This window comes from Arthrobacter sp. MMS24-S77 (assembly GCF_054888235.1).
The window spans coordinates 4,251,416-4,274,006 of sequence record NZ_JBTZRN010000001.1; the positions used below are offsets into that span (position 1 = coordinate 4,251,416).

22 protein-coding genes are annotated in these 22,591 nt (G+C 65.1%); 7 read left to right on the top strand and 15 right to left on the bottom strand.

All coding sequences use genetic code 11. The annotated features are described in order from the left end of the window. Window positions 1-57 precede the first annotated feature (57 nt). The 3 genes from ACX5I4_RS19640 to ACX5I4_RS19650 all read right to left on the bottom strand — a co-directional run bounded on the left by ACX5I4_RS19640 (window position 58) and on the right by ACX5I4_RS19650 (window position 4,349). Window positions 58-2,697, bottom strand: coding sequence for a trehalase-like domain-containing protein (locus ACX5I4_RS19640; RefSeq protein WP_461838139.1), 2,640 nt, complete (start codon window positions 2,695-2,697; stop codon window positions 58-60). A 121-nt stretch (window positions 2,698-2,818) separates the two neighbouring features. Continuing rightward, window positions 2,819-3,808 carry an LLM class flavin-dependent oxidoreductase gene (locus ACX5I4_RS19645; protein ID WP_461838140.1) on the bottom strand — a complete coding sequence of 330 codons (990 nt, stop codon included), beginning with the start codon at window positions 3,806-3,808 and terminating at the stop codon, window positions 2,819-2,821. A 112-nt stretch (window positions 3,809-3,920) separates the two neighbouring features. Then, entirely contained in the window at window positions 3,921-4,349 is a 429-nt protein-coding gene (locus tag ACX5I4_RS19650; RefSeq protein WP_461838141.1) for a YybH family protein, read from the bottom strand. Window positions 4,350-4,541: 192 nt separating this feature from the next. On the opposite strand from ACX5I4_RS19650, the gene ACX5I4_RS19655 reads away from it, so the two are divergent. Together ACX5I4_RS19655 and ACX5I4_RS19660 are read left to right on the top strand one after the other, a co-directional pair. Further along, complete coding sequence (locus ACX5I4_RS19655; RefSeq protein ID WP_461838142.1) at window positions 4,542-5,522, top strand: ABC transporter substrate-binding protein; 981 nt, start codon at window positions 4,542-4,544, stop codon at window positions 5,520-5,522. A 64-nt stretch (window positions 5,523-5,586) separates the two neighbouring features. Beyond that, the gene (locus tag ACX5I4_RS19660) at window positions 5,587-6,537 is read left to right on the top strand and encodes a D-2-hydroxyacid dehydrogenase family protein (protein WP_461838143.1); all 951 of its coding nucleotides are present in this window, start codon (window positions 5,587-5,589) and stop codon (window positions 6,535-6,537) included. On the opposite strand, the gene ACX5I4_RS19665 is transcribed toward ACX5I4_RS19660, so the two are convergent. Continuing rightward, complete coding sequence (locus ACX5I4_RS19665) at window positions 6,527-6,808, bottom strand: hypothetical protein (protein ID WP_461838144.1); 282 nt, start codon at window positions 6,806-6,808, stop codon at window positions 6,527-6,529. The genes ACX5I4_RS19660 and ACX5I4_RS19665 overlap by 11 nt on opposite strands. 114 nt (window positions 6,809-6,922) lie before the next feature. Between ACX5I4_RS19665 and ACX5I4_RS19670 the strand changes: the two genes are divergently transcribed. Continuing rightward, entirely contained in the window at window positions 6,923-7,117 is a 195-nt protein-coding gene (locus tag ACX5I4_RS19670) for a hypothetical protein (RefSeq protein ID WP_461838145.1), read from the top strand. Window positions 7,118-7,222: 105 nt separating this feature from the next. Here the strand turns inward: ACX5I4_RS19670 and ACX5I4_RS19675 are convergent, their stop codons facing one another. Further along, a complete protein-coding gene (locus ACX5I4_RS19675) occupies window positions 7,223-7,495 on the bottom strand; it encodes a DNA gyrase subunit A (RefSeq protein ID WP_461838146.1) in 273 nt (90 codons plus the stop codon). 203 nt (window positions 7,496-7,698) lie between these two features. On the opposite strand from ACX5I4_RS19675, the gene ACX5I4_RS19680 reads away from it, so the two are divergent. Next, window positions 7,699-8,205, top strand: coding sequence for a GNAT family N-acetyltransferase (locus ACX5I4_RS19680; RefSeq protein WP_461838147.1), 507 nt, complete (start codon window positions 7,699-7,701; stop codon window positions 8,203-8,205). 462 nt (window positions 8,206-8,667) lie between these two features. Here ACX5I4_RS19680 and ACX5I4_RS19685 read toward each other — a convergent pair whose 3' ends face one another. Together ACX5I4_RS19685 and ACX5I4_RS19690 are read right to left on the bottom strand one after the other, a co-directional pair. Further along, complete coding sequence (locus ACX5I4_RS19685; protein ID WP_461838148.1) at window positions 8,668-8,958, bottom strand: antibiotic biosynthesis monooxygenase family protein; 291 nt, start codon at window positions 8,956-8,958, stop codon at window positions 8,668-8,670. A 77-nt stretch (window positions 8,959-9,035) separates the two neighbouring features. Next, the gene (locus tag ACX5I4_RS19690; protein ID WP_461838149.1) at window positions 9,036-9,971 is read right to left on the bottom strand and encodes a LysR family transcriptional regulator; all 936 of its coding nucleotides are present in this window, start codon (window positions 9,969-9,971) and stop codon (window positions 9,036-9,038) included. Between the two features lie 127 nt (window positions 9,972-10,098). Here ACX5I4_RS19690 and ACX5I4_RS19695 point away from each other — a divergent pair, with 127 nt between their 5' ends. Next, a complete protein-coding gene (locus ACX5I4_RS19695; protein WP_461838150.1) occupies window positions 10,099-11,238 on the top strand; it encodes a PrpF domain-containing protein in 1,140 nt (379 codons plus the stop codon). A gap of 58 nt (window positions 11,239-11,296) precedes the next feature. After that, window positions 11,297-12,607, top strand: coding sequence for a C4-dicarboxylate transporter DctA (dctA, locus tag ACX5I4_RS19700; protein ID WP_461838151.1), 1,311 nt, complete (start codon window positions 11,297-11,299; stop codon window positions 12,605-12,607). A gap of 185 nt (window positions 12,608-12,792) precedes the next feature. Here dctA and ACX5I4_RS19705 read toward each other — a convergent pair whose 3' ends face one another. Genes ACX5I4_RS19705 through ACX5I4_RS19740 form a run of 8 tightly spaced genes read right to left on the bottom strand, consistent with a single transcriptional unit; the run spans window position 12,793 to window position 20,364 of the window. Next, window positions 12,793-12,915 (bottom strand): hypothetical protein, encoded by a 123-nt coding sequence (locus tag ACX5I4_RS19705; protein WP_461838152.1) that lies wholly within the window; start codon window positions 12,913-12,915, stop codon window positions 12,793-12,795. Next, complete coding sequence (locus ACX5I4_RS19710) at window positions 12,912-14,321, bottom strand: NtaA/DmoA family FMN-dependent monooxygenase (RefSeq protein ID WP_461838153.1); 1,410 nt, start codon at window positions 14,319-14,321, stop codon at window positions 12,912-12,914. The genes ACX5I4_RS19705 and ACX5I4_RS19710 overlap by 4 nt, the downstream gene beginning before the upstream one ends. Window positions 14,322-14,330: 9 nt before the next feature. After that, window positions 14,331-15,527 (bottom strand): LLM class flavin-dependent oxidoreductase, encoded by a 1,197-nt coding sequence (locus tag ACX5I4_RS19715; RefSeq protein WP_461838154.1) that lies wholly within the window; start codon window positions 15,525-15,527, stop codon window positions 14,331-14,333. Beyond that, window positions 15,527-16,369, bottom strand: a complete 843-nt coding sequence (locus ACX5I4_RS19720; protein WP_461838155.1) for a DUF1684 domain-containing protein — start codon at window positions 16,367-16,369, stop codon at window positions 15,527-15,529. Before ACX5I4_RS19720 ends, ACX5I4_RS19715 begins: the two co-directional genes overlap by 1 nt. Beyond that, window positions 16,353-17,513 carry an LLM class flavin-dependent oxidoreductase gene (locus ACX5I4_RS19725; protein ID WP_461838156.1) on the bottom strand — a complete coding sequence of 387 codons (1,161 nt, stop codon included), beginning with the start codon at window positions 17,511-17,513 and terminating at the stop codon, window positions 16,353-16,355. The genes ACX5I4_RS19720 and ACX5I4_RS19725 overlap by 17 nt, the downstream gene beginning before the upstream one ends. Continuing rightward, the gene (locus ACX5I4_RS19730) at window positions 17,510-18,496 is read right to left on the bottom strand and encodes an ABC transporter substrate-binding protein (protein ID WP_461838157.1); all 987 of its coding nucleotides are present in this window, start codon (window positions 18,494-18,496) and stop codon (window positions 17,510-17,512) included. Before ACX5I4_RS19730 ends, ACX5I4_RS19725 begins: the two co-directional genes overlap by 4 nt. Before the next feature lie 12 nt (window positions 18,497-18,508). Next, entirely contained in the window at window positions 18,509-19,303 is a 795-nt protein-coding gene (locus ACX5I4_RS19735) for an amino acid ABC transporter ATP-binding protein (protein WP_461838158.1), read from the bottom strand. Next, window positions 19,300-20,364 (bottom strand): amino acid ABC transporter permease, encoded by a 1,065-nt coding sequence (locus ACX5I4_RS19740; RefSeq protein ID WP_461838159.1) that lies wholly within the window; start codon window positions 20,362-20,364, stop codon window positions 19,300-19,302. Before ACX5I4_RS19740 ends, ACX5I4_RS19735 begins: the two co-directional genes overlap by 4 nt. Window positions 20,365-20,630: 266 nt before the next feature. Between ACX5I4_RS19740 and ACX5I4_RS19745 the strand changes: the two genes are divergently transcribed. Continuing rightward, window positions 20,631-22,583 carry an FAD/NAD(P)-binding protein gene (locus ACX5I4_RS19745; protein WP_461838160.1) on the top strand — a complete coding sequence of 651 codons (1,953 nt, stop codon included), beginning with the start codon at window positions 20,631-20,633 and terminating at the stop codon, window positions 22,581-22,583. Window positions 22,584-22,591 lie beyond the last annotated feature (8 nt).

The window sequence follows — 22,591 nt, forward strand, 5'->3', positions numbered from 1 at the left end:
GTGTGCGTCTAAGCGAGGGACGAGCGAGCACGCGGAGGATGGCTGGTGTCCTTGCGCCTACTCTTCCTCGACCGAGTCCAGGTACCTGTCCAGAAGCTGCGCGCAGCGGATGAAGCCCAAGTGCGAATACGCCTGCGGGTGGTTCCCCAAGTGGGTCTCCGTGCCGGGGTCGAACTCCTCGGGAAGCAGTCCGGTGGGACCGAAGAGCGCCACGAGCTGGTTGAACAGCTCCAGCGCATCGTCCAAACGGCCCACCGCAAGGTACGCCTCAATCAGCCAGGTGGTGCAGATGTGGAACCCGCCCTCCAAACCCGGCAGGCCGTCGTCGTACCTGTACCGGAACACGGTGGGGCCCACCCGCAGTTCCCGCTCGACCGCGGTGACGGTGTCCAGGAAGCGCTGGTCGCGGACACCCAGGAGGCCGGAAAGCCCGATGTGGAGCACTGCCGCGTCGAGGTCCGGGCTGTCGTAAGCCACGGTGTAAGAACTGGCCGAATCGTCCCATCCTTCGCGGAGGACCTCGGAGCGAATGATGTTCGCCGTCTCCTCCCACTCGGCTCCGATGGGGCGACGGAACCGGACCGCCGTCTGCATGGCCCGGTCCAGCGTCACCCAGCACATCACCTTGGTGTAGACGTGGTGCCGCGGCGCGCGCCGGGCTTCCCAGATGCCGTGATCGGGTTCGTGCCAGCGGGCCAAGACGGCCGAGGCCATCTGCTCCATGAGTTTCCAGTGCTCGTCCGGCAGGGTGCCGCGGCGTTTGCTGAGCCCGTGAATGAGCTCGGCGATCGGCCCGAAAACGTCCAGCTGCACCTGGTGGTCCGCAGCGTTCCCAATCCGCACGGGCCGCGAACCGGCGTAACCGGGCAGGCTTTCAATGATGGCCTCCGTGGACAGCGGGGAGCCGGTCACGGAATACAGGGGGTGCAGCCATTCCGGCCCGGGCGCGTTGTCGAGGATGCGGCCCAGCCAGCGGAGGAAGCCGTCCGCCTCCTCAGTGGAACCGAGGTCCACGAGCGCGTTGACGGTCATGGAACCATCGCGGAGCCAACAGTAACGGTAGTCCCAGTTGCGGGTGCCGCCGATCCCTTCAGGCAGCGACGTGGTTGGCGCCGCGAGGACTGCCCCTGTGGGTTCGTGCACCAAGGCCTTCAGGACCAGCGCCGAGCGCCGCACCAGCGACGGCTTCATGTCGGGCAGTTCCAGCCCCCGGACCCACTGCCGGGATTGCTGCGCGACGGCGGCCCGCCGGGCGAGCTCTCCGGCGGGGTCCGGCGTCGTCGGCTCAGTGTCCCCGCACCTCAGGTTCATGACTACCGGACCGTACGCGAGGCTGACTTCGGCGGTGGCGGTGCCGTGCTTGCCGTCGCTTGTGACGGTGAAGGAGACCCCGGGAGCGAAAAGGATGATGGGGTCCGAGGTGCCCACGACGTGCAGTTCCTCGCCCCGGACTTCCATGTTGAACGGGGCGTTGGCGTAGTCCGGGCGTGGTGCGAAAACAATCCGCGCACTGCCGGTTCCAGACAGCACACGGACCAGGCTGGTGATGCCGTCCGGGGCGGGCTCAAGGTAGTCGGTGACTGTGACGTCGGCCCAACGCGTCTCCACGATCATGGTGTTGTCCACATAGCGCTGGCCGAGCACCTGTGAGGTCTTGACCGGTTCCACGCTGAAGTGGCCGGCGGGGTCGCCACCGAGGATGTGGGCAAACAAGGAGCCGGAATCCGGGAGGGGATGGCTCATCCAGCAGATCTTGGCCTCCGGAGTGAGCAGCGCAGTCGAAGTCCCGTTGCCGATCATCGAATGCCGCTCCAGCCCCACCGCGTCCTCGCCGAACAGCCATGCCCGGCGCAGTTCGAACAGGATGGCGAGCACCTTGGCGAAGGATTCCGGGTCCGGCAGCCGGTGGCGCGCCGAGCTTTCTCCGTCGCCCACGTGAAGGCCGAGATCCGGGCCCCGCAAGGTGGCAATGGCCAGTTCATCACTGTCGGCGTCGCCGGCGAACAAGGCTGCACTGGCACCAAGCTGGGTGCGCAGATGCTCCAGCGCGGCGTCTTTGGAGGGCTCCACGATGGAGAGGTCCAGCACGGATCCGTCCACAATGAAGAACAAGCCCAGTTCGCGGGCGATCTGGTGCGCCTCTCGGGTCACTCTCGCGACCACTGCGGGCGTAGCGGGCCTTGTGTGGATGGCTACGGCCACCGGCTTGCGTTCGATGCTGATGCCCTTTTCGAAGCCGATGGATTCGTTGAGGGCCATGGCTGCCTGTTGAAGAACGGCCTCGGTGGCCATGGACATGCTGTACGCGTAGGTCATGTCGAATTCGGCGCCGTGCGAACCCACCAGATGGACCTCCGCCGGGAGCCTGGAAACAGCGGCCAAGTCCCGGAGCGATCTGCCGGAGATGACGGCCGTGTGCGTGTTCGGCAGTGCGGCCAGTGCCCGGAGCGCGACGGCGGCACTCCCGAGCGGCAGCGTTTCCGTGGACACGCCTTCCGCAGTGCAGAGGGTTCCACCGTAGTTGCAAGCCACCAGGAGTCCCGGGGTGCGGGCGAGCATCCTCAGCTCGGCGAGGAGTTCCGGGGTGATGCCGTCGTGGGCCGCCTCGGACTGGGCAAAAGTCCGCAGGAGGCCGAGCGGAAGCGATTTTGTCAGCAACGCCGAATCGGCCACTGACTGGTTGAGCGGAGTAGCCATGGGGACGATCCTTCCGGGGTGGATTCGTCCAGTTTCCGCCCGGGGAGTTTCGCCCCCATGACCCGCGTATTGCCGGGGTGTAACGAGTTTGCTTGGCTATCTTTGGGCGGTGCAGCGCCCGCTACGCCCGAACCAGCCCCACAGCTTCCGCCACCAGCTCCACGGAGCGCAGGCGCTGCTCCGTGCCGGTGCTTTGGTGGGCAACGATCAGTTCGTCGGCGTCGGCGTGGCGGGCAAACTCGTCAAGGTAATCGCGGACTACTTCCGGCGTACCCACTGCCGAGTACTTCACCATCTGCGCGATGTGCTGGCCCTGGGGCGAGTCGAGGATGAGGTCCGCCTCGGCGTCGGTGAATTCGCGGCCACCGCCCAGGAAACGCGAGACGCGGTCCCGCTTGACCTCGAGGAACAGGCGCTGGGCCTCGGCGGCCGAATCCGCGGCCACCACGTTCACGCCCGCGATCACGTAGGGTTCCTGCAGTTGCTCGGACGGCTTGAACTCGCGGCGGTAAATGGCGACGGCGTCTTCCAGCGCGTTGGGCGCGAAGTGCGAGGCGAAGGCGTAGGGCAAGCCGAGCTGTGCGGCGAGGTGCGCCCCGAACAGGGAGGAACCGAGGATGTAGAGCGGCACGTTGGTGCCCTTGCCCGGCGTCGCTTCGACCCCTTGGATCCGGGTGGGTCCGGTGAGGTAACCCTGCAACTCCAGCACGTCCTGCGGGAACGTGTCCGCGGCCATGGGATCGCGGCGGAGTGCACGCATGGTGTTCTGGTCGCTGCCGGGTGCCCGTCCGAGGCCGAGGTCTATGCGGCCCGGGTGCAGGGTCTCAAGCGTGCCGAACTGCTCCGCGATGGTGAGCGGCGAGTGGTTGGGCAGCATGACACCGCCGGCACCGAGCCGGATGGTGCTCGTGTTGGCCGCGATGTGGGCAATCAGCACGCTCGTGGCCGAGGAAGCGATCAAGCCCATGTTGTGGTGCTCGGCGTACCAAATCCGGCGGTAGCCGAGCCGTTCGGCCAGTTGCGCCATGGCGACGCTCCCGGCGAAACTCTCCGCCGCCGTCTGGCCTTTGCCAATGATTGCCAGGTCGAGGATGGAGAGGGGAACTGTCACGTTGGTGCCGGCCTTTCGAAGGTGGTTTCGTTCAAGGGGCCGGTTTCCCGGCCACTCTTGCGACAACGACGGCGGTGCCCGGGTTATTTCTCTCGCTTGCGTGGGTTCCGTCTCAGCTCGTGAAGATGCCTTTGCCAGTCTCCATATCGATGGGCAGGGAAGAGTGCTCGTGGGCGATCTTCCAGGCGTCATCCTTCTTCTCAAGGCAAATGGTGAAGCGGTTGGTCATCGCCCTGAGCCGTTCGCCTTCCGCAGAGATCCCGGCGAAGGTCACGGCCGCATGCCCGAAGGCGACGTCCTCCCCCGCGACGGACTGCACATCGTTGAATTCGACCAGCACCCGCTCGTCTCCTAGCGAAGCGAACCATTCGCCCGCCATCGACCGCCAAGCCTCGATCCCGGTGTATTGCCATTGCCCCCAGGAATCGTAGATGTGGACGTTGTCGTCGTAGAGCGCCGCGAAAGCATCCACGTCCTTCGCGTGGACGGCAGCTGCGTAGGAATCCAGCGCCTGTGTAACCGGGGTTTGCTCGTTGCTCACGAAAATCTCCTCACGTGTCGGCGGTTGTGTCTCGGAAGCCTACACCGTGGCTGTTATGTGACCCTTCGGGACCTCGAATGAACCCGGGTTAACCCCTGTATCCCCGCGTTTCACTGCGCTTTGACCCGCTCTTGGGCCTGCCGGATAGTTGCAGCAACAAGCACACCATCCATCACTTTCGAAGGGGACTCCATGGCTATTTCACGCCTCAAAACAGGCACCGCACTGGCACTCGCCGTGACCGCGACTCTCGGCCTCGCCGCATGCTCGGACCCGGGCGCCTCGGCTGCGTCGTCGTCGTCCGCTCCCACCGCCAGCGTGGCTGGCAAGACCTTCAACCTATCGCCGGATCAGAACCGCTTCCCCGTCACCAAGGACGACGCCGCGGCGGCGCTCGTCCCGGAGGCCATCAAGGCTGACGGCAAACTCACCGTGGTGACCACAGGCGGCACCGCTCCGCTGAGCCTTTTCGCGACTGACAACAAGACCCTCATCGGCAACGAGGTCGATCTCGCCTACGCAGTCGGAGAAACCCTGGGCCTGAAGGTTGAAGTCCTTCCCGTGGCTTGGGCCGATTGGCCGTTGGGCATTGAATCGGGCAAGTACGAGGCCGTCCTCTCCAACGTCACGGTCACAGAGGCGCGAAAGGAGAAGTTCGACTTCGCGACCTATCGCACGGACCTCCTGGGCTTCTACGCCAAGAGCGACTCCACCATCGGTGAGATCAAGGAAGCCAAGGACGTGGCGGGCAAGCGCATCATCGTGGGCTCGGGCACCAACCAGGAAGCCATCCTGTTGCGCTGGGACGCCGAGAACAAAAAGAACGGGCTGAAGCCCGTTGAGTTCCAGTACTACGACGACGACTCCGCCTCCACGCTCGCCGTGCAATCCGGCCGCGCGGACCTGACGTTCGGCCCGAACGCCGGAGCGGCATACAAGGCCGCGAAGGACGGCAAGACCAAGCAGGTGGGAACAGTCAACGGCGGCTGGCCTCTGAAGGCGGACATTGCGTTCACCACCAAGAAGGGCAACGGTCTTGCCGTTGCAGCCCAGGCAGCCCTCAACAAACTGATCCAAAACGGCACGTACGGGAAGATCTTGGACCGTTGGGGGTTGTCTTCGGAGGGTATTGCGAAGTCGGAACTGAACCCGCCGGGCTTGCCGAAGAGCTAGCGGCTGGCCTAGGGGTGCATGCTAGGTTCCACGTAGCCCACTCCTGCCAGCGAAAGGGACCTTCATGCGCCAGCGCCTTGCCATCCTCGACGACTACCAGGCTGTTGCCTACAAGTACGCGCCGTGGGCCGAGCTTGCCGACGACGGCGTCGATGTCACCGTCTTCACGGAGCCATTGGCGGATGCGGCGGCCGCCCTCCGCGACTTCGACATCATCATGGCCATGCGGGAACGCACAGCCTTCGACGCCGAGCTCCTCCGGCAACTGCCGAAGCTGAAGCTCCTGGTCACCACCGGGATGGCCAACGCAGCCATCGACCTGCTCGCTGCCGAGGAGCAGGGCATCACGGTCTGTGGGACGGGCGGCTCACCAGCCGCGGCGCCCGAGCTGACGTGGGCCCTGCTCCTGGCTTTCGCACGCAAGGTACCGTTCGAGGACCGTCGGCTGCGCGCCGGAAATTGGCAGAGCACCATGGGTTTCGAACTGTCAGGGAAGACCTTAGGGGTCCTGGGACTCGGGAAGATCGGGAGCAAAATCGCCGGCTACGGCAAGGCCTTCGGTATGGACGTGATTGCCTGGAGCCCGAACCTCACAGAGGAAACCGCGGCTGCGGCGGGTGCCCGGAAGGTGGGCAAGGAAGCACTGTTCCGAGAGGCCGACGTCGTAAGCGTCCACGTGCGGTTATCGGAACGGTCCCGGGGGCTCGTCGGTGAGGACGAACTGCGGCTCCTCGGCCCGGAAGGCGTCCTGGTGAATACGGCCCGCGGCCCTATCGTTGACGAGTCGTCCCTCCTCCGCGGGCTCAACGAGGGTTGGCTCGGCGGCGCGGCCCTGGACGTGTACGACGTCGAGCCCCTCCCGGCGGACCACCCCCTCCTCACGGCGCCGCGAACCGTCCTGACTCCGCACCTGGGTTACGTTACGTCGCAAAGCTACGCCCGCTTCTATGGTGAAGCGTTCGAGGACGTCCGCGCGTGGGTGCGGGGGAATCCACTGCGGGTGCTTACTTCTTGACCCATCGGTTGCCCTCCGCTGAGCTTCGGTGGACAAGGAGTTCAGCGGGGACTGCCTCGGCGATCCGAGAAACAACTTCCTCCGCCTCTAGCCGGGACGTGTCGATGAGGAGATCAGCTTCTTTGATCATCCACGTTCGGGCCGCAGCGTACCTTTCAAGGTGATCCAACCTCCACTGCATAGCGGACAACTCGATCTGGTCGTTCTCAATTCGGTTCCGGAGGGTCACTTCGTCGGCGTCCAGCACTACATGGAGGACCTGATCGTCCATGTATTGGAACCGACTTCCTCGGGGTCAAAGAGCCGTAGAGCAGGCTGCGCTTCCACCAACGCCTGGGCGGTAGTCGTCTTTCCCACGCCAAAGGTTCGGTTGATCCATATCGTCATGCCGCCGACGGTACCTCTGGACGGACTAAGCCTGCGCGGGAAAACCGCCGGCGGTGCCGATATTTACACCATCGAATCCGGGACGGGGCAGATCTCGGTAGCGTCGATTCTCGTCAAGACGAATATCGCGACCTATTCGTGCGGCATCATGGGCGGCCCAGCCCTGTTCCTGGACTCAAGCCCCGCCCGCTGAGGGATCCCGCAACGGACACTTCGGGGGCGGGTCTAGCACGCCAGGGCCGCCATGGTCCGTGGCCCAACAGTGAGAGGGACTTGGCGGCGGCGCGCAGTGACCAGTTCAGCGCCCATCGGGCAACCTTGATCTGAGTTCTTCTGCACGGGAAACGATGGCCCGTCGCCGGTCGCGGGTGAATCTTCTGACCTGCAGGTCGAGGACTGCACGGCTGCCCAGCTCTCCCACGCCCAACAGCCGACCCAACCGACGGATTGCTTCGTCCGCGTCCTCTGAATCGTCAATCACCTGGAAGACCTCGTCGCGTCGGTCCATCGCCTGCTCCAGGGCCTCGAGGATCATCAATTCACCCCTCGTCTGCCGCTCGTCCTCATCCATGCCGCGATTCTTGCACGACCGGCAGTCTTGGGGCATTTCCGTCCAGTTTGGGGATCCTTTGCCGGGCGCTCCGCCGAGGGGATGACCTTCGCCGCTGTGAATCCCAGCAACAAATGGCGGGCTTTTCACGGCGCTAAACGTCACCCCCGGCGTTCGTTTGCCGATAGCTCACCGTGCCGCTCGTCGACGGGTAGCGTTGGACTATGTCTCTGCTCATCCGTCCTTCGGTTAACCTGCATGCGGCGTGGCTAGAAGCGCACGAAGAATGGGGCGACGGCCTCCACGAGGATGGTTTCGGTTTGTTGGAAACCGACGATGTCCGATCGACGGAAGGATTCCGCATGTTCGTCGATCGGCTCTTGACCAAGGAAGCGTCGCCTGACGACGGCGGCACCTTTCGGTGGATCGTCGAGGACGGCGAAGTCCTCGGGGGAATCGCTCTGCGCCACGAATCAGCGCAGGACGTGGAAGTGCTGGGACACGTGGGCTATGGGCTCCGGCCGACCGCCAGAGGCCGCGGCCTCGCCGCTGCCGCGCTCCGGGAAATGCTGTGCCTGGCGAAGGCCCGTAGCATAAATCGAGTGCTGCTGGCCTGCTTTATGGACAACATTCCCTCGGTGAAGACTATCGAACGCTGTGGAGGTGTTCTGAACCGAATCATCGCGACAGACCGGGGAGAAATCGGACGCTACACGATCAGGCCGGGTTAGGGAATCAGTGCAAGGTCGTTATGTAGGTGCCGAAATCGGACACCGTCGAGGCCAGCCAAAACCTGACAAACGCCGGATAGCGGCGAAGGTTCGCACCCATTGCCGAAGAGCCGTCGCCAGAGACTCCCATGTTTCCCCAATCATCTCGTAGGCATAGAGCCTAGCGCTCACGATGCCGGGCATCGTGAACAAAGAGAAACAGGGGCGCTCAAGGGCACGGAAAGTGTCTGTAACCCTGGCGGGAAATGGCAGGTTGAGATGGGCGTTGCGCTCCCGTTGTCGACGTTACCGCGCCAGGTGGCGAGTGCGGCGCGGTGGTTATGGCTGAGGCCTGCCTCTTCGATGAAACCGTCTAGATCGAAACCGTCCAACGCAGCGCGGAAGGCTCCCTCCGTGGTCGTGCCATGGCGTTCGCAGAGGTCGTTGAGCAGGGGTTTCGACGTTGTTCCGGTTGATGATGGGTTATAGAACCGTGGTGAAGTGCTCGACGACGGGGAACGGGTCGTAGAAATGGTGCAGCAACTCCTTCCACCGCACATAGTCGGCCGACCCGCGGAAGCCTTCCGTGTGGTCCTCCACCGAATCCCACTCAACGAGGAGAAGGTACAGGTTTGGGGACTCGACCGAGCGTGAAATCGAAAGACTGCAGAAACCCGGCTGCCTGCTGATCAGAGGTTGAGCCGTCCGGAAAGCCTCTTCGAAATCGGACTCGCTGCCGGGACGGACGGTGAGGATCGCGTGCTCCAGAATCATTCGCTCAGCTTCTCACGACCGTCCGGTTGAGGATCCACCAACAGGACGTTCAGAGTGGCCTAGTGACGGCACGGGACTCACGGGCTGGGGTTGCCTGCTCCGAGCACAGGGGTCTGCAACCGTTTCGCCGTTGACCGGAACACGGATGCGGCCTGATCCCCGGCGGGGCTGAGCCTGCGGTTCGCAAGGTGGGCAAGGAGGATTCTGCGGGTCGGGGAGCCTGCGAGCGGAACGGCGATGATGTCGGGACGGAGGGCGCTCAGGGCGAGCTGCGGGGCCAGGGCGATGCCGATGCCCGCGGCGACCATGCCCTGGGTTTCCTGATAATCGTTGGCTGCGAAGGCGACGCGCGGCTCGAAGCCGGCATCGCGGCAGACCCTCCGGAGGACGTCCGCCACTGGGTGTTCATCCCGGACGATCCACTCCTGGTCTCTCAGCGAGTCGATCCGCACCGAGCGGCGCTCGGCGATGGGGTGGTCGCTTGGTACGAGCAGCATGGTGGGATCATTCATGAGCCGGACGAGGTTCAGGTCCTCGTCCTCGATGCGCTCCCACGGGTAGTCCCAGAGCAGGGTGAGCTCGATGTCCCTTCGCCGCAGCCTTTCCAGCAGGCCGGCGCGACGGGCGCTGACCACCGTGACGGCGATCTCCGGATGGCGCGCGCGGAAGGCGAGCACGACGTCGGGCATGAGGGAGGCGCCGACGGTGGGGAAGGTGCCCATTCGCAGTTGGCCTCGCCTCAGCCCTGCGAACTCACCCATCTCGGCAAGGGCGGCCTCGATGGTCCTGTCGATGTCGTCCGCGTACCGCAGGAGCGCCTGACCGGCATCAGTGAGCACGACGCCCCGTGGATGGCGGTCGATCAGAGCGACCCCCACTTCGTGTTCAAGCTTCGCGATCTGCTGGGACACCGCTGACGTCGTGAAGGACAGGGCCGTCGCGGCGGACGTCAGGGAGCCGGAACGGCTTACCTCGCGGAGCAGGTGGAGGCGGTGCAGATCGAGGTCGGCCATGATCTGAGTTTAGCAAAAGTGAACGGCAGTCGAGAATCCTGTGATTGTGCTCAACTCGCGGGCGGTGGATCGTAGAAGGAGCAGGCGCCGGGAGGTGCAACACAACAACACGTGAAGGAAGAAGACCATGCAACTCCGCGGTCACTGGTACCGGGGCGGCACGAGCAAGTGCTGGCTCTTCGACGCCGAAGATGTAGCCCTCCACGCCGGGAGCCGCGAACAGATCCGGAGCCTCCTTGCAGATGCTTTCGGTGCAGCGGATGCCCGCCAACTGGACGGCGTCGGCGGCGGCACGTCAACGACGTCGAAAGCGGCCGTCGTCCGGGCGACCCCCGAGGGGCCGGCGGACCTGGACTACCTCTTCGCCCAGGTCGGGATCGGGGACCCGACGGTGGAACTTGGTTCCAATTGCGGCAACTGCGCGACCGCGATCGCCCTGTACGCCGTCCAGTCAGGCGTCGTTCCTCCACAAATGGAAACGACGCGGGTCAGCATGCGCAATCTCAACACCGGAGCCGTGCTGAGCGGGACTGTCGCGACCCCAGGTGGGCGCATCCCGACATCGGGTCTGGCGAGTGTTCCTGGCAGCCGCGCACTGGGCGTTCCCGTGAGCCTCTCGTTTCACGCTCCGTGGGGGCGGACTACTGGCGCGGTTCTGCCGACGGGGAGCGCAGCCGAGCAAATCTCCGATGGCGGGCCTACTCTTACGGCGACTCTGGTTGATGCCGGAGCGCCCTCGGTGCTGATTCCGGCGGACGAGGCAGGCATCGATCTGTCCGTGATGACCGGCAACCTGTCAGAGCACCTGCCCACGCTCGTGGCAGCCCGCGCCTCGGCCGGTCTGATGATGGGGCTGAGGAAGCCTGAAGATCCTCCGCAGAATGCCGTGCCAAAAGTCGGCGTCGTGGCAGCGCCCGGTGACTACATCGCGTCTGACGGGACGCGGTTCGCGGCGGATACCCACGATCTGCGGGTACGGATGCTCTCGATGCTCGCACCCCACCCCGCCATCGGCCTTACCTCTGCCGTTGCAGTCTCCCTCGCTGCTGCCCTGCCTGGATCGGTGGTCGCCAAAGCGCTGCGACCGGCAGACAGCGCTCACCCAGGGCGTCGGATTCTGCGCATCGGAACGCCTGCCGGTGTCATCACCACCGAGGTCGTCACCGACGACAACGGCCACGTCAGCGAGGTCGCCCTCCACAGGGCGGCCCGCCATCTCGCCGTCGCCGACATCGACGTCGCGGAGCCTGTTGCACTGACGGCCTAGCCCCTACCGTTCCGCCCCTGCCATCATTAAGTGGGGCACTCACCCAGGAAGTTGTTCAATGAAGATCAAATCCATCCTCGGACATTTGTATGTCCAGGTACTCATCGGCGTCGCGCTCGGCGTCCTCGTCGGCGCGCTGTGGCCCGACCTCGGGTCCTCCCTCAAGCCGCTCGGCGACGGCTTCGTTAAGCTCGTGAAGTTCATGATCGCGCCGATCGTTTTCTGCACCATCGTCAGCGGCATCACCTCCTTGACCGACACCAAGAAGGTCGGCCCGACCCTGCTGCGTTCGCTGGGCTTGTTCTACGTGCTCACAGGGGTCGCCCTGGCCATCGGCCTAGGCGCGGTCATGCTCTTCCAGCCGGGTGCCGGCATGCACGTCAACCCGGCCCACCTCGATACTTCCGTTGCGTCGAAGTACACAAGCCAACTGCCCAGCAGCAACCCCGTGGACTTCGTCATGAGCATCATCCCCACAAGCTTCGTCGGCGCCTTCGCTGACGGCGAAGTCCTGCCCGTGCTCGTGATCGCGCTGCTTTGCGGCTTCGCCTTCAGCAAGCTCGGCACACCGGGCCAGCTGGCCCTCAACATGGTCAACAGCTTCAACAAGCTGCTGTTCGTCGTGTTCGGCTTCCTCATGAAGGTCGCCCCCATCGGGGCGTTCGGGGCCATGGCGTTCACGGTCGGCAAGTACGGAGCCCATTCGATCGGCAACCTCGGCATGCTGATTCTCGCCTTCTACGCCGCGTGCATCGTCTTCGTGGTCGTCGTCCTCGGAATCCTGGCGAAGCTCACCGGCTTCAGTCTCTGGCGGATCCTGCGCTATTTCCGCGACGAGTTCCTTATCGTCCTCGCCACATCCTCAAGCGAACCCGTCCTTCCGCGCCTGCTCTCCAAGCTTGAGCGCATCGGCTGCGACCGCGGTGTCGTTGGCCTCGTCGTCCCGACAGGCTATTCCTTCAACCTCACCGGCACGGCCGTCTACCTGACGCTCTCCTCGATGTTCATAGCCCAGGCATGCGACATCCACCTCAGCTGGGACCAGATCCTCCTCATGCTCGGAATGATGCTGCTGACCTCCAAGGGCGCAGCGGGCGTGACAGGCAGCGGCTTCGTCGCCCTCGTTGCTACCCTGACTGTCATGCCCACGCTGCCCGTTGCTGGCGTGGCACTCATCGTCGGCATCGACCGCTTCATGAGCGAAGCCCGCGCCCTCACCAGCACCGTCTGCAACATCGTCTCCTGCGTCGCCATCGCCAAGTGGCAGCACGCACTAGACACCGACAAACTCCACTCCGAGCTCAAAGCCGGTTTCGTGCAGACTGAGGCGGAAAAGCTCCGGCTGAGCGAACACGCCCTGGCCCACTGAGGATACCGTCAGGAGGCGGGATCCAACCCTGATCACGCCCCCAGCCCTTTCGCATGAAGAGTTCCACCAGACCGCACCGGGCACCGGGCCCTGCATTCCATCGCAACAGGTAACCCCGAAAGTCGGGCGCAGGGACCGGGTCCGGTGCCAATCGTGGCGGGGAGAAGGAACGCGGCTCCCCGCCACTAGAGCTGCTGTTCCCACACCGTCAGTTGGAGCCGCACCAGTCCCGCGTCCGGGTCGACGGAACCGCCGTCCTCGGTCTGCAAGCCGACGACGGCGGCCGCGAGCCGCGCGGGGAAGTTCACCGTGAGCTCCCCGCGGGTACCGGTTCCAACCATTCCGAACGCGCCGGCGTCGCGAGCCCCAGGTTTTCGCGGAGGGTCGAGCCGACGTACTCCGCGGGGTACACGCCGCGTTCCTGCAGCTCAGGCACGAGATGGTTCACGATGTCATCCAGGCCCGTGGGGATGAGCCAGGGCGAGATGTTGAAGCCGTCCACGGCACCCACTCGGGCGTATTTGGCCAAGGTATCGGCCACGGCCGTGTAGGAACCCGTGAACGTCGCGTCAACCCTGGAAGTCCTGGAACTCACGAACTGACGGATGGATAGGCCCTTCTCCTTGGCCTCGGCACGCCACTGCTCGGCGAGTTGCCGGGCTTTGGCTCCGTGGAAGCCGCTCCCCCGCGTCTCGGAGGTCTCCTCCACCACTGGATCGATCTCCGGAAGCGGACCATCGGGATCGTAGGCAGACAACTCGCGGCCCCAGAACTGCTCCAGGTAAGCGACCGCCTGCTGCGGCCCGATCTGCAGGCCGCGGACCCATTCCTTCTTTTCGCGGGCTTCCTCATCAGTGGCGGCAAGGATAAACTCGCTGGCCGGCATGATCTGGACGTCGTTGGCGCCTCGTCCGGCTGCCAGGGAGCGCGAGACGATATCGGCACGGAAATCCACGGCGTCGTCGAACTTCGGGTGCGCCGAGAAGATGACATCCGCTTGGCGGGCAGCAAAGTCGCGTCCTTCCGGAGAGTCGCCTGCTTGGAAGAGCACCGGCCTGTACTGGGCGCTACGCGGCAGCCGGGGCGTCACGTCTACGGAATAGTGCTGCCCGGAGTGGTGCACGCGCCGCGCATGGCCGGGAACCGCCCAGGAATCCGCGGAAGCTGACGAGGAAACCGCTCCGCCCTCCCACGAATCCCAGATCCTCTTGGCCGTCTCCACGAAGGCCTCGGCGTGGACATAGCGATCGGCGTGGTCCAGGTAGCCGCCCCGCCGGAAGTTGGCACCCGTCCAGGCGTTATCCGTGGTCACGACATTCCAGGCCGCACGCCCGCCGGAGAGTAGGTCGAGCGAGGCGAGCCGGTGCGCGAGGTCGGCAGGATCGTTGTACGTGGTGTTCTGCGTGGCCACGAGCCCGATATTGGACGTCACCGACGCCAACGCCGCCAGCATGGTCTGCGCGTCCGGACGGCCCGCCACATCCAAGGCGTGCGGGCGACCGAGATGCTCCCTCAAACGCAGGCCCTCCCCAAGGAAGAAGGCCGCGAACAACCCGCGTTCGGCGGTCTGGGCGATCCTTCGGAACGACTCAAAATCGGTCTGCGAACCCGATTCGGGTGCCTTCCAGATGGTGCCCGAATTGACGCCCTGGAAGAAGATTCCGAACTGGATCTTCCCGCTCGGCTGGAATTTAGCACGGTTGTGCTGTGTCATGTTCTCTCCTCAGTTTTCCGAGCCAACGACGGCGGCGGTTGCCGCTGCGCCCGCGCGCGCCTCCGTGCCCAGGCTCGCGTACCGGCTCAGCGGCCGTTCAAGGCCCAGCAACTCCCTGAACGTGCCGCCCTGGGAAACAGGCTTAAGCACCCCGCGACGCCGAAGCTCGGGCAGCACCAACTGCGCCAGCTCCTCGAGTTCTATGTCCAGCACTGCCGGATGCAGCCGTACGCCGTCGGCCACTGCGAGCAAGTCAGCAAGGAAGTCCACCAACTCCGTGGCTGTTCCGACGAAGCGCGCACGGGAACTGGACCACGGGGTAAACGCGTCCAGTTCGGCGAGCCGCGCGGAGGCGCTTTGCCCGCGCGAGTCGAGAACGACGTCGAGCTCTGCCACTACCGCCGGGCCGCCCCCAATAGCAGCCCTGCCCCCAGCAATAGTCCGGCGGCCACGCACCTCCGCAACCTCCGCGGCGAGCAGCGAAGGCGTTGGAGCGGACACCAGCACCACATCGACGTCCGAAGGAAGCAAGTCGGACTGCGCAACCACGGGCAACTGCCCCTGCAGCGGACGCGGAATGATCGAGGGCCCCTTCACCGAATACCCGGCCCCGGCGAAATCGGCTGGTGTCTCGAAGTCGGCGTAGTGGAGTTTGTCGACGTCGAGGTACCGCCCGGTGGGGACGTCGCGGATCACGGCGTCGTCCTCCCAGGAATCCCAGAGCCGCCGGCTCACTTCCACGGACGCCGCCGCTTCTTGCGCCAGCGCGGCCCCTTCAACAAAAGAGCGCCCGACGGCGGCAGCCTCCTCCGCGGAGCCGCTCGCAGCGACGAGCCAACCGGCCCGTCCGCCCGAGACGTAATCCAGGCTCGCCAGCTGCGTGGAGATGTGGAAGGGCTCGGTGTAGACGGTGTCCACTTCCGGTACCAGCACGATGGAACTCGTCACCGGCCCCGCGAACGCGGCCCGCTGCAGGGCGTTCAGACGGCCCGCAACATCGCGCTCAGAAACACGACTCACAGCCCCGTCAGCGAACGTCGCCACATGAAACCCGGCCGACTCCGCAGCCAGCACCGTGCTCCGGATCCGCGGACCGGTCAGCAGCTCATCTGGTGCGTGCCGGGCCTTGCGCCAGGCGGCTGGGTGGGCGCCGTCGCCGTCGAGCTCCAAGGCCAAAAATCCGCCCGAACGGGAGATGTGGTTCATTACTGCTCCTGCCTTTCGTATGGAATCCGTTCGCCGGCTTCGATGGCAACGCTCAGCCGGTTCTCGGCAGGCGGAAGCGGGCAGGTAGCAAGGTCCGTGTAGGCGCACGGCAGGTTGACCGCGCGGTTGAAGTCGAGCACCACGGAGCCGTCCGCAACCGGGGCGACGGTGAGGGAGCGATTGGCCGCGTAGGTGGTCTTGCCCGACGTCGCATCCGTGAACAGCACCGAGAGGGTGCCCGGCGCATGTCCGTTGAAAGCCGTCAGCACCAGGTCCTGGCCCGCGAGCGTGAAATGGAGCTCGCCGGGCGCTTCGTAGACATGCTGGATGCCTTCGACGGCGGCACCCACCGTAGTGGGGCGGGGAACCTCGAACGGCACGAACGTACCGTTCACCGCGAACGAGGCATCCGGCGCATACGCCGGCGTGCCGCGGTATTCATTGAGCAGCGGGTTCCCGGGGTGCCGCGGCCGGACGATGTATTCACCGCCGCGCTTGGCGAGCTCGACGACGGCGTCCCCCGCGTTGAGGTTGATGCCGTCCCGTTCCGCGATGGGGCCGAAGGTGACAGTGGCCCCGGCGGCATCCGGATTGAGTTCGTGGCTGTCCCGAAGCAGGCTTTCGCCCGCCCCCAAAACCACGGTGACGACGTCGTTCTCCACGCTCCAGGCGCCCGGCACGCCATCCAGTGGGGCAGCCGCGGGACCAAGCCAGTGCAGGTGCGTGACGGCCAGGAATCCGTGCGGATCGGCGCGGTGTCGCTCGTGCGCGGCGTGCCATTCCTGCCACGCGGCGGCGAAGACTGCAGTGGTGGATGTGGCAGTTTCAGTGGGCGTGGACAAGATTCCTCCTGTGGTTTGCGTGGTCTGTGGTGACGGTTCCGGCTGCGTCCGGTGACGTTGCTCCGGCGAATTCCGGGCGTCCGCCGAAGGGATCCGCTGGCTCCCACAGCGTGGTGGGCGCGGCGGCGCGGACGGCCGGGATGACCTCGAGCGCGAACCGCTCCAGGATCTCCAGCTGCTGCTCGAAAGGCAGCGTGGTGGGCAAGGAAATGGACTGCAGATCGTGCGCATAAAGCGAGTGGTAGCTCAGGATCTTGTCGATGACCTGTTCCGGGCTGCCCACCAGCGCAGGGCCTTCGGCCACGGCGTGGTCGATGTCCCGGAACGGCGAATTGTTGCCCGGGACATCGCGCCCAGCCGTCAAAGCCTCGTAGACCGGCCCGAACTGGCGTTTGGCTTCCTGGGTGGTATCGGCGATGAACACGCCGCCCGCCCCGGAACCGGAACCGAGGTATTGGTGGCGCGGATCGTGACCATGGCGTTCATATTCCTCGCGGTAGTGGTCGATCAGGATCTTGTAGTTCTCGCGAGGCTGGATGGCGTTCGCGGTAAACAACGGATCGCCCCACTGGGCGGCGAGCGCGGCCGAGGTCAGGGTTGTAGCCGAGCCGTGCCAAATCCGCGGCGAGCCCGCGAACGGTCTCGGCATCGTCGTCGTTGCTTCGGTCAACGCGGGCCGGAAGCGGCCGGACCAGGTCACACCCTCCTCCCGCCACAGACGCCGTAGCAACCCATACTTCTCGGCGAGGAGCTCCCACTGGTCATCCAGGGAGAGCCCGAACAAGGGGTACTGCAGCACTTCGTTGCCCTTGCCGATCACGAGTTCCAGGCGCCCGCGGCTCAGTTGGTCAATCGTGGCGTAGTCTTCGGCCACCCGCACAGGATCCAGGACTGACAACACGGTGACGCCGGTCTGGAGCCTGATGCGGCTCGTGACGGCCGCGATCGCGGCGAGGACCGTCGTCGGGGACGATGAGATGAACTCACCGGCATGCCGCTCCCCTACGGCGAAACTGTCGAAACCCAGTTCCTCGGCCCGGCGGGCGGTCTGAACCACCTGGTTGAGCCGCTCGGCCGTGGAGACGATTTCCCCGGTCACCGGGTTCTTCAGGTGCGGAATGATGTCGAGGACTTGGAATTTCACTTCGTCGCAGCCCCGAAAGTCGCCTCTGTGACGGTCTTGGATTCCGGCAGGGCTTCCCCCGAAAGCCCCCAGCGCTCCAGGACCTTGCCGTAGGTACCGTCCTTGATGGCCGAGTTCAGGGCATCTGTGATGGCAGGAGCCAGGCCGTTGCCCTTGAGGGTAGTGGCCGCGACAAGGGTCTCGGAAGGCCAGCCGGCGTTGACCTTGCCCACCACTTTCAAGTCGTTCCGGGTGTTCTCCCTGTAAGACACGGACGGGTAGGGGGCAATGTTCAAGTCTGTCCGGCCGGAGGAGAGCGCCAGGACGGTGTCGGCGTCGGAGGAGTAGTACTGCAGGGTTGCCGGAGCCTTGCCACGGGATTCGAGGTCCTTGTTCCAGGCCAGGAGGATCTTCTCCTGGTTGGTGCCCGAGCCCACGGAGACCTTCAGTCCGGAGATGTCGTCCGCGCCCTTGATGTTGTACGTGGACGATTTCTTGGCTTCAAAACCCATATATGCGGCACGGTAAGTGGAGAAGTCGAACAGTTTCACCCGGTCCTTGTTGATGCCCACGTTCGAGAACACGGCTTCGAAATCCCCGGACTGGGTCTTGAGCGGCCAGTTCTCCCAGGAAGTGACCTGCACGTCCAGGGCGAGCCCCAACTTGTCCGCCACGAGCTGAGCGATGTCCACCTCGACGCCGATGGGGGTCTTGTCATCCGTGGCGTGGAAGGACAGCGGGATGGATCCGGCCGTGGTGGCGACGGTCAATTTGCCGTCCTTGCCGATCGCGGCGGGAACCGCGGCTGCCACGGCGGAGTCCTTCTGCGCCCGGATGCGGTTCTGCTCGGGCGAGGTGTTGTAGACCACGCCGTTGCGGGCGACACTCGCGGACGGGCTGGCTCCAGCTGCGGATGCGCCGGGGTCGGAGCAAGCGGCGAGCGCCGGGAGAACGACGGCGGGCAGCACCGCGAGCGCGAGAAGTTTGGTTTTGATGCGAAGCATGCGTGGGATTCCTCAGATGTTGAAAGCTGGTTCGATGACTTTGGAGAAAAAGCTGCGCGTCCGGGGTTCACGGGGATTCGCGAAGATCTCCCGGGGACTGCCTTGCTCCACGATCTGGCCTTCGTCCATGAAGACCACGGTGTGCGCCACATCCCGGGCGAAGCCCATCTCGTGCGTGACAATGATCAACGTGGTGCCGGAGGTGGCGAGTTCGCGGATGACGTCGAGGACCTCGTTGACCAGCTCCGGATCCAGCGCCGAGGTGGGTTCGTCGAAGAGCAGGATCTTCGGATCGAGGGCCAATGCCCGGGCGATGGCAACGCGCTGCTGCTGGCCGCCGGACAACTGCCGTGGATAGGCATCGGCCCGGTCCTTGAGGCCCACGCGGTCCAGGAGTTCCAGCCCCCTCTTGCGCGCTTCGGCTTTGTTCCGGTGGAGCGCGACGACGGGAGCTTCAGTCACGTTCTCCAGTGCAGTGAGGTGCGGGAACAGGTTGAAGTTCTGGAACACCATGCCGATGTCCGTGCGCTGCTTGAGGATGTCCTTCTCGCGCAGTTCGTGCAGCTTGTTCCCGCGGACCTGGTAGCCCACCAACTGGCCGTCGATGGTGATGTACCCGCCGTCCACCTTTTCAAGATGGTTGATAGTCCGCAGGAGCGTGGATTTCCCGGAACCGGAGGGCCCCACGATCACCGCAACGCCGCCCGGCGGAACCGTGAGGCTCACGCCCTTGAGGACTTCCGTGCCCCCAAAAGACTTGCGGACGTTGGTGATTTCCACGTGGCCGCGGGTTGCAGCGGTACTCATCGGGCATCCTTCGCTCGGTCAAAATTCACAGCTGCGTGGGTTGCAAAGAACTTCCTGGCTTTCTGCAACGGAGTGAGCGGCAGGTTGCGGACAGCGCCCTTCGAGTAGTGCCGCTCGATGTAGTACTGGAAGACGCTCAGGACCGAGGTAATAGCCACGTACCAGAGCGTCGCCACGAGGAGCAGCGGAAGGACCTGCTGGGTGCGGTTGTAGATGACCTGCACGGTGTAGAACAGCTCGGAATAGGCCAGGACGTAGACGATCGAGGTGCCCTTGACCAGGCCGATGATCTCGTTGAAGGCCGTGGGCAGGATGGCCCTCATGGCCTGAGGCAACACGATCCTGGTGGAGCGTCGCCAGGCCGGAATGCCCAGGGCAGCGGCTGCCTCGAGCTGGCCTTGATCCACCGAGAGGATGCCTCCGCGGATGATCTCCGCCGAATACGCCGCCTGGTTGAGGGTCAGGCCCAGGACAGCCGCTGCGAATTGGCTGATGAGGGTGGTGGTCTGGACCTCGAAGAACCGGATATCCGTGAAGGGGATACCCAGGCTGATTTTTTCGTAGAGGTAGCCCAGGTTGTACCAAAGCAGCATCTGGACCAACAACGGCGTAGAACGGAAGATCCAGGAGAACGTCCAGGACACTGAGAGCAGCAGCGGCGATGCCGAGAGCCTCATGAGGGCCAGGATGAAGCCAAGGACAAAGCCAAGCGCGCCGGAGATGGCCGTCAACTTGAGTGTCTCCACGAGGCCGTTCACCACGGACTGCGCGGTGAACCATTGCGCCACCACGCCCCATTCCCAGCGCGGATTCGTCGCGAGGGACCAGGCCACCGCGACGACGCCGAGCGCCACCAGCACGGTGCCCACCCAGCGCCAGGGATGCCGGGCCGGGACCAGTTTGTAGCCGGAGTAGTCGGCTGCGGGCCGGTCGACGGCACCCTGGGCCGCGGCACTCTGGACGGCAGCCGCCGTCGGGCTTTCCGCTACGGCGCTGGCGGGCGCCGGTTCCGGTGCAGATTGCTGTGCGGACTGCGCCACTGTGGTTGCTGCTGAACTCATGCGCCACCTCGCTTCATATCGGTTGTTGGCTATAGGATGGCTGCCAATCTAGGGGTGCCCTTGAAGCGGCTGCAAGACGGATTTTTGCACTTCTTCACAGGGCTTCATGGTGCTTCGCGCCGCTTCATATGGAGCCATATGAGTCCGTTCTTTGCGCCTCTTAACGCGCCGTGACGCGGGGTGAACGGCCGTTACCAGCGCCTCGACCAGGGCCCCGCCACATCCCTAGGCTCGGGTACCACCAGCCACCGCCAACAGGAGTTGCCATGCCGTCCGTTGCCCCCACCATCGTGTTCATTGGCGGTGGTCCGCGCTCAGCCGGCATCCTCGAACGGCTCGCGGCCAACCGGCCCGGACTCTTTGACGGCCCCCTCGCCATCCACGTCGTCGAGCCGCACGAACCCGGTTCCGGGAGGATCTGGCGCTATGACCAGAGCCCGGGACTTCTGCTCAACTCGACTGCTGCGGACGTCACGATGTTCACCGACGGTTCCGTGGCCTGCGACGGTCCGGCCGTCGACGGCCCGGGCCTGGCCACCTGGGCAGCCGGCGTGCTGGACGGTTCCGTCCGCGACGTCCCGCAGCTGGAAGCCCATCTCCTTGACCAGCTCCGTGCGCTGACGCCCGCCTCGTTTCCCAGCCGCCAGCTCCAGAGCAAGTACCTGGAGTGGTTCTTCCGCCGGGCCGTCGCGGCACTGGGACCGGACGTCGCGGTGACGGTCCACCGGGACACGGCAACCGCCGTCGAGCATCTTGCTTCAGGGCCCGACGGCGGCGGGAAGTACCGCGTGCGGCTCGCCTCGGACGGGGTGCTGGAGGCGGACCTCGTGGTGTATTCGCTGGGCCATACGGACTCCCAAGCCGAGCCTGAATCGGCGCGGCTCGCCGAGTTTGCCGCGCGCCACGGAGGGTTCCACGCGGCGCCGTCGTACACCACCGACGTCGACTACTCAGCGATCGCCCCCGGCCAGGACGTCCTGGTCTCGGGCATGGGGCTGGCCTTCGTGGACCTGTTGGTGCTCTTGTTCGAGGGCCGCGGAGGCCGCTTCGAAGACAGGCCCGACGGCGGCTTGGATTATGTGGCGTCCGGCTCCGAACCGCGGCTCTGGGCAGGCTCCCGGCGTGGAGTCCCCTACCACTCCAAGATCTCGTCCACCCTGCGCGGGGAACCCGTCGGCACCCCTCGGTACTTCACCTCGACCGCCGTGGAATCGTTGCTCGCCGCCCACGACGAGCTGGATTTCCGTTCACAACTCTGGCCGCTCATTGCCAAGGACGCCGGCCACGCCTACTACCGCGAACTCTTCACCGGCTATCCCGAGCGCGTCCGGGGCAGTTGGGACGAATTTGAGGCACGGTTCGATGGCCTGGATTGGTACAGCCGCGAACGCGAGGATCTCGTTGCCGGGGCCATCCCGGATCCCGCGCTCCGCCTGGACCTTGAAGCGCTGGACCGACCTTTCAGCGGCTGCGCCTTCTCGGACCATGCCGCTGTGCAACAATCCGTGGTGAGCTACATCGAACGCGACCTCAACCTCCGCACCAGCCCGGACCATTCGGAAACCTTGGCCTTGTTTACGGCGTTGCTCCGGGTCTACATGGAACTCGGCCGGCTGGTTCCCCAGGAACGGCTCAACTCGCGCTCGCAGCAAGCGATCCACGGCTGGTGGCATGGCTTCTTCAGCTTCGTGGACTCCGGCCCGCCGCCGCACCGCCTCCGCGAAATCCTCGCGCTGCACAGGGCTGGGTTGCTGCAGTTCCTCGGTCCGGGGATGTGGGTACGCCCGGACGAGGCCAGCGGACGGTTCGTTGCTGGCTCCTTCCAATCGCCGGTGGTGGTGGACGCGGCGGCGTACATCGAGGCCCGCTTGCCGTCGCCGTCGGTGGCGCGATCGGCCAACCCCGCGCTGGCGGACCTGCACGACGCCGGCTGGGGCACCGAACAGTCGCTCCTCACCTCGGACGGCCCGCACTCCACCGGTAAGCTGTTGGTCTCAAGTTCCCACGAAGTCTTGGCTCCCGACGGCGGACGACAGGCGGGACTGTTCGCCGTCGGACCCTGGACCTCGGGTTGGGGCGCCGGTGCGTTCGCGCGGCCCGGCACCAACGCAGCACCCTTCCGTGAGAATGACGCCCTGGCCCGCCGCCTCCTGGCCGAACTCTCCGCCCCTCACCGAGGCACGATCCACCCAACTGACTCGCAGTTGTTGTCGTTTTGACGCCTCAT

Coding starts and splice junctions, on each gene's coding strand:
- ACX5I4_RS19640 (WP_461838139.1), bottom strand. CDS start 2,697: ATGGCTACTCCGCTCAACCAGTCAGTGGCCGATTCGGCGTTGCTGACA.
- ACX5I4_RS19655 (WP_461838142.1), top strand. CDS start 4,542: ATGGCTATTTCACGCCTCAAAACAGGCACCGCACTGGCACTCGCCGTG.
- ACX5I4_RS19660 (WP_461838143.1), top strand. CDS start 5,587: ATGCGCCAGCGCCTTGCCATCCTCGACGACTACCAGGCTGTTGCCTAC.
- ACX5I4_RS19665 (WP_461838144.1), bottom strand. CDS start 6,808: ATGGACGATCAGGTCCTCCATGTAGTGCTGGACGCCGACGAAGTGACC.
- ACX5I4_RS19670 (WP_461838145.1), top strand. CDS start 6,923: ATGCCGCCGACGGTACCTCTGGACGGACTAAGCCTGCGCGGGAAAACC.
- ACX5I4_RS19675 (WP_461838146.1), bottom strand. CDS start 7,495: ATGGATGAGGACGAGCGGCAGACGAGGGGTGAATTGATGATCCTCGAG.
- ACX5I4_RS19680 (WP_461838147.1), top strand. CDS start 7,699: ATGTCTCTGCTCATCCGTCCTTCGGTTAACCTGCATGCGGCGTGGCTA.
- ACX5I4_RS19685 (WP_461838148.1), bottom strand. CDS start 8,958: ATGATTCTGGAGCACGCGATCCTCACCGTCCGTCCCGGCAGCGAGTCC.
- ACX5I4_RS19690 (WP_461838149.1), bottom strand. CDS start 9,971: ATGGCCGACCTCGATCTGCACCGCCTCCACCTGCTCCGCGAGGTAAGC.
- ACX5I4_RS19695 (WP_461838150.1), top strand. CDS start 10,099: ATGCAACTCCGCGGTCACTGGTACCGGGGCGGCACGAGCAAGTGCTGG.
- dctA (WP_461838151.1), top strand. CDS start 11,297: ATGAAGATCAAATCCATCCTCGGACATTTGTATGTCCAGGTACTCATC.
- ACX5I4_RS19710 (WP_461838153.1), bottom strand. CDS start 14,321: ATGACACAGCACAACCGTGCTAAATTCCAGCCGAGCGGGAAGATCCAG.
- ACX5I4_RS19715 (WP_461838154.1), bottom strand. CDS start 15,527: ATGAACCACATCTCCCGTTCGGGCGGATTTTTGGCCTTGGAGCTCGAC.
- ACX5I4_RS19730 (WP_461838157.1), bottom strand. CDS start 18,496: ATGCTTCGCATCAAAACCAAACTTCTCGCGCTCGCGGTGCTGCCCGCC.
- ACX5I4_RS19735 (WP_461838158.1), bottom strand. CDS start 19,303: ATGAGTACCGCTGCAACCCGCGGCCACGTGGAAATCACCAACGTCCGC.
- ACX5I4_RS19740 (WP_461838159.1), bottom strand. CDS start 20,364: ATGAGTTCAGCAGCAACCACAGTGGCGCAGTCCGCACAGCAATCTGCA.
- ACX5I4_RS19745 (WP_461838160.1), top strand. CDS start 20,631: ATGCCGTCCGTTGCCCCCACCATCGTGTTCATTGGCGGTGGTCCGCGC.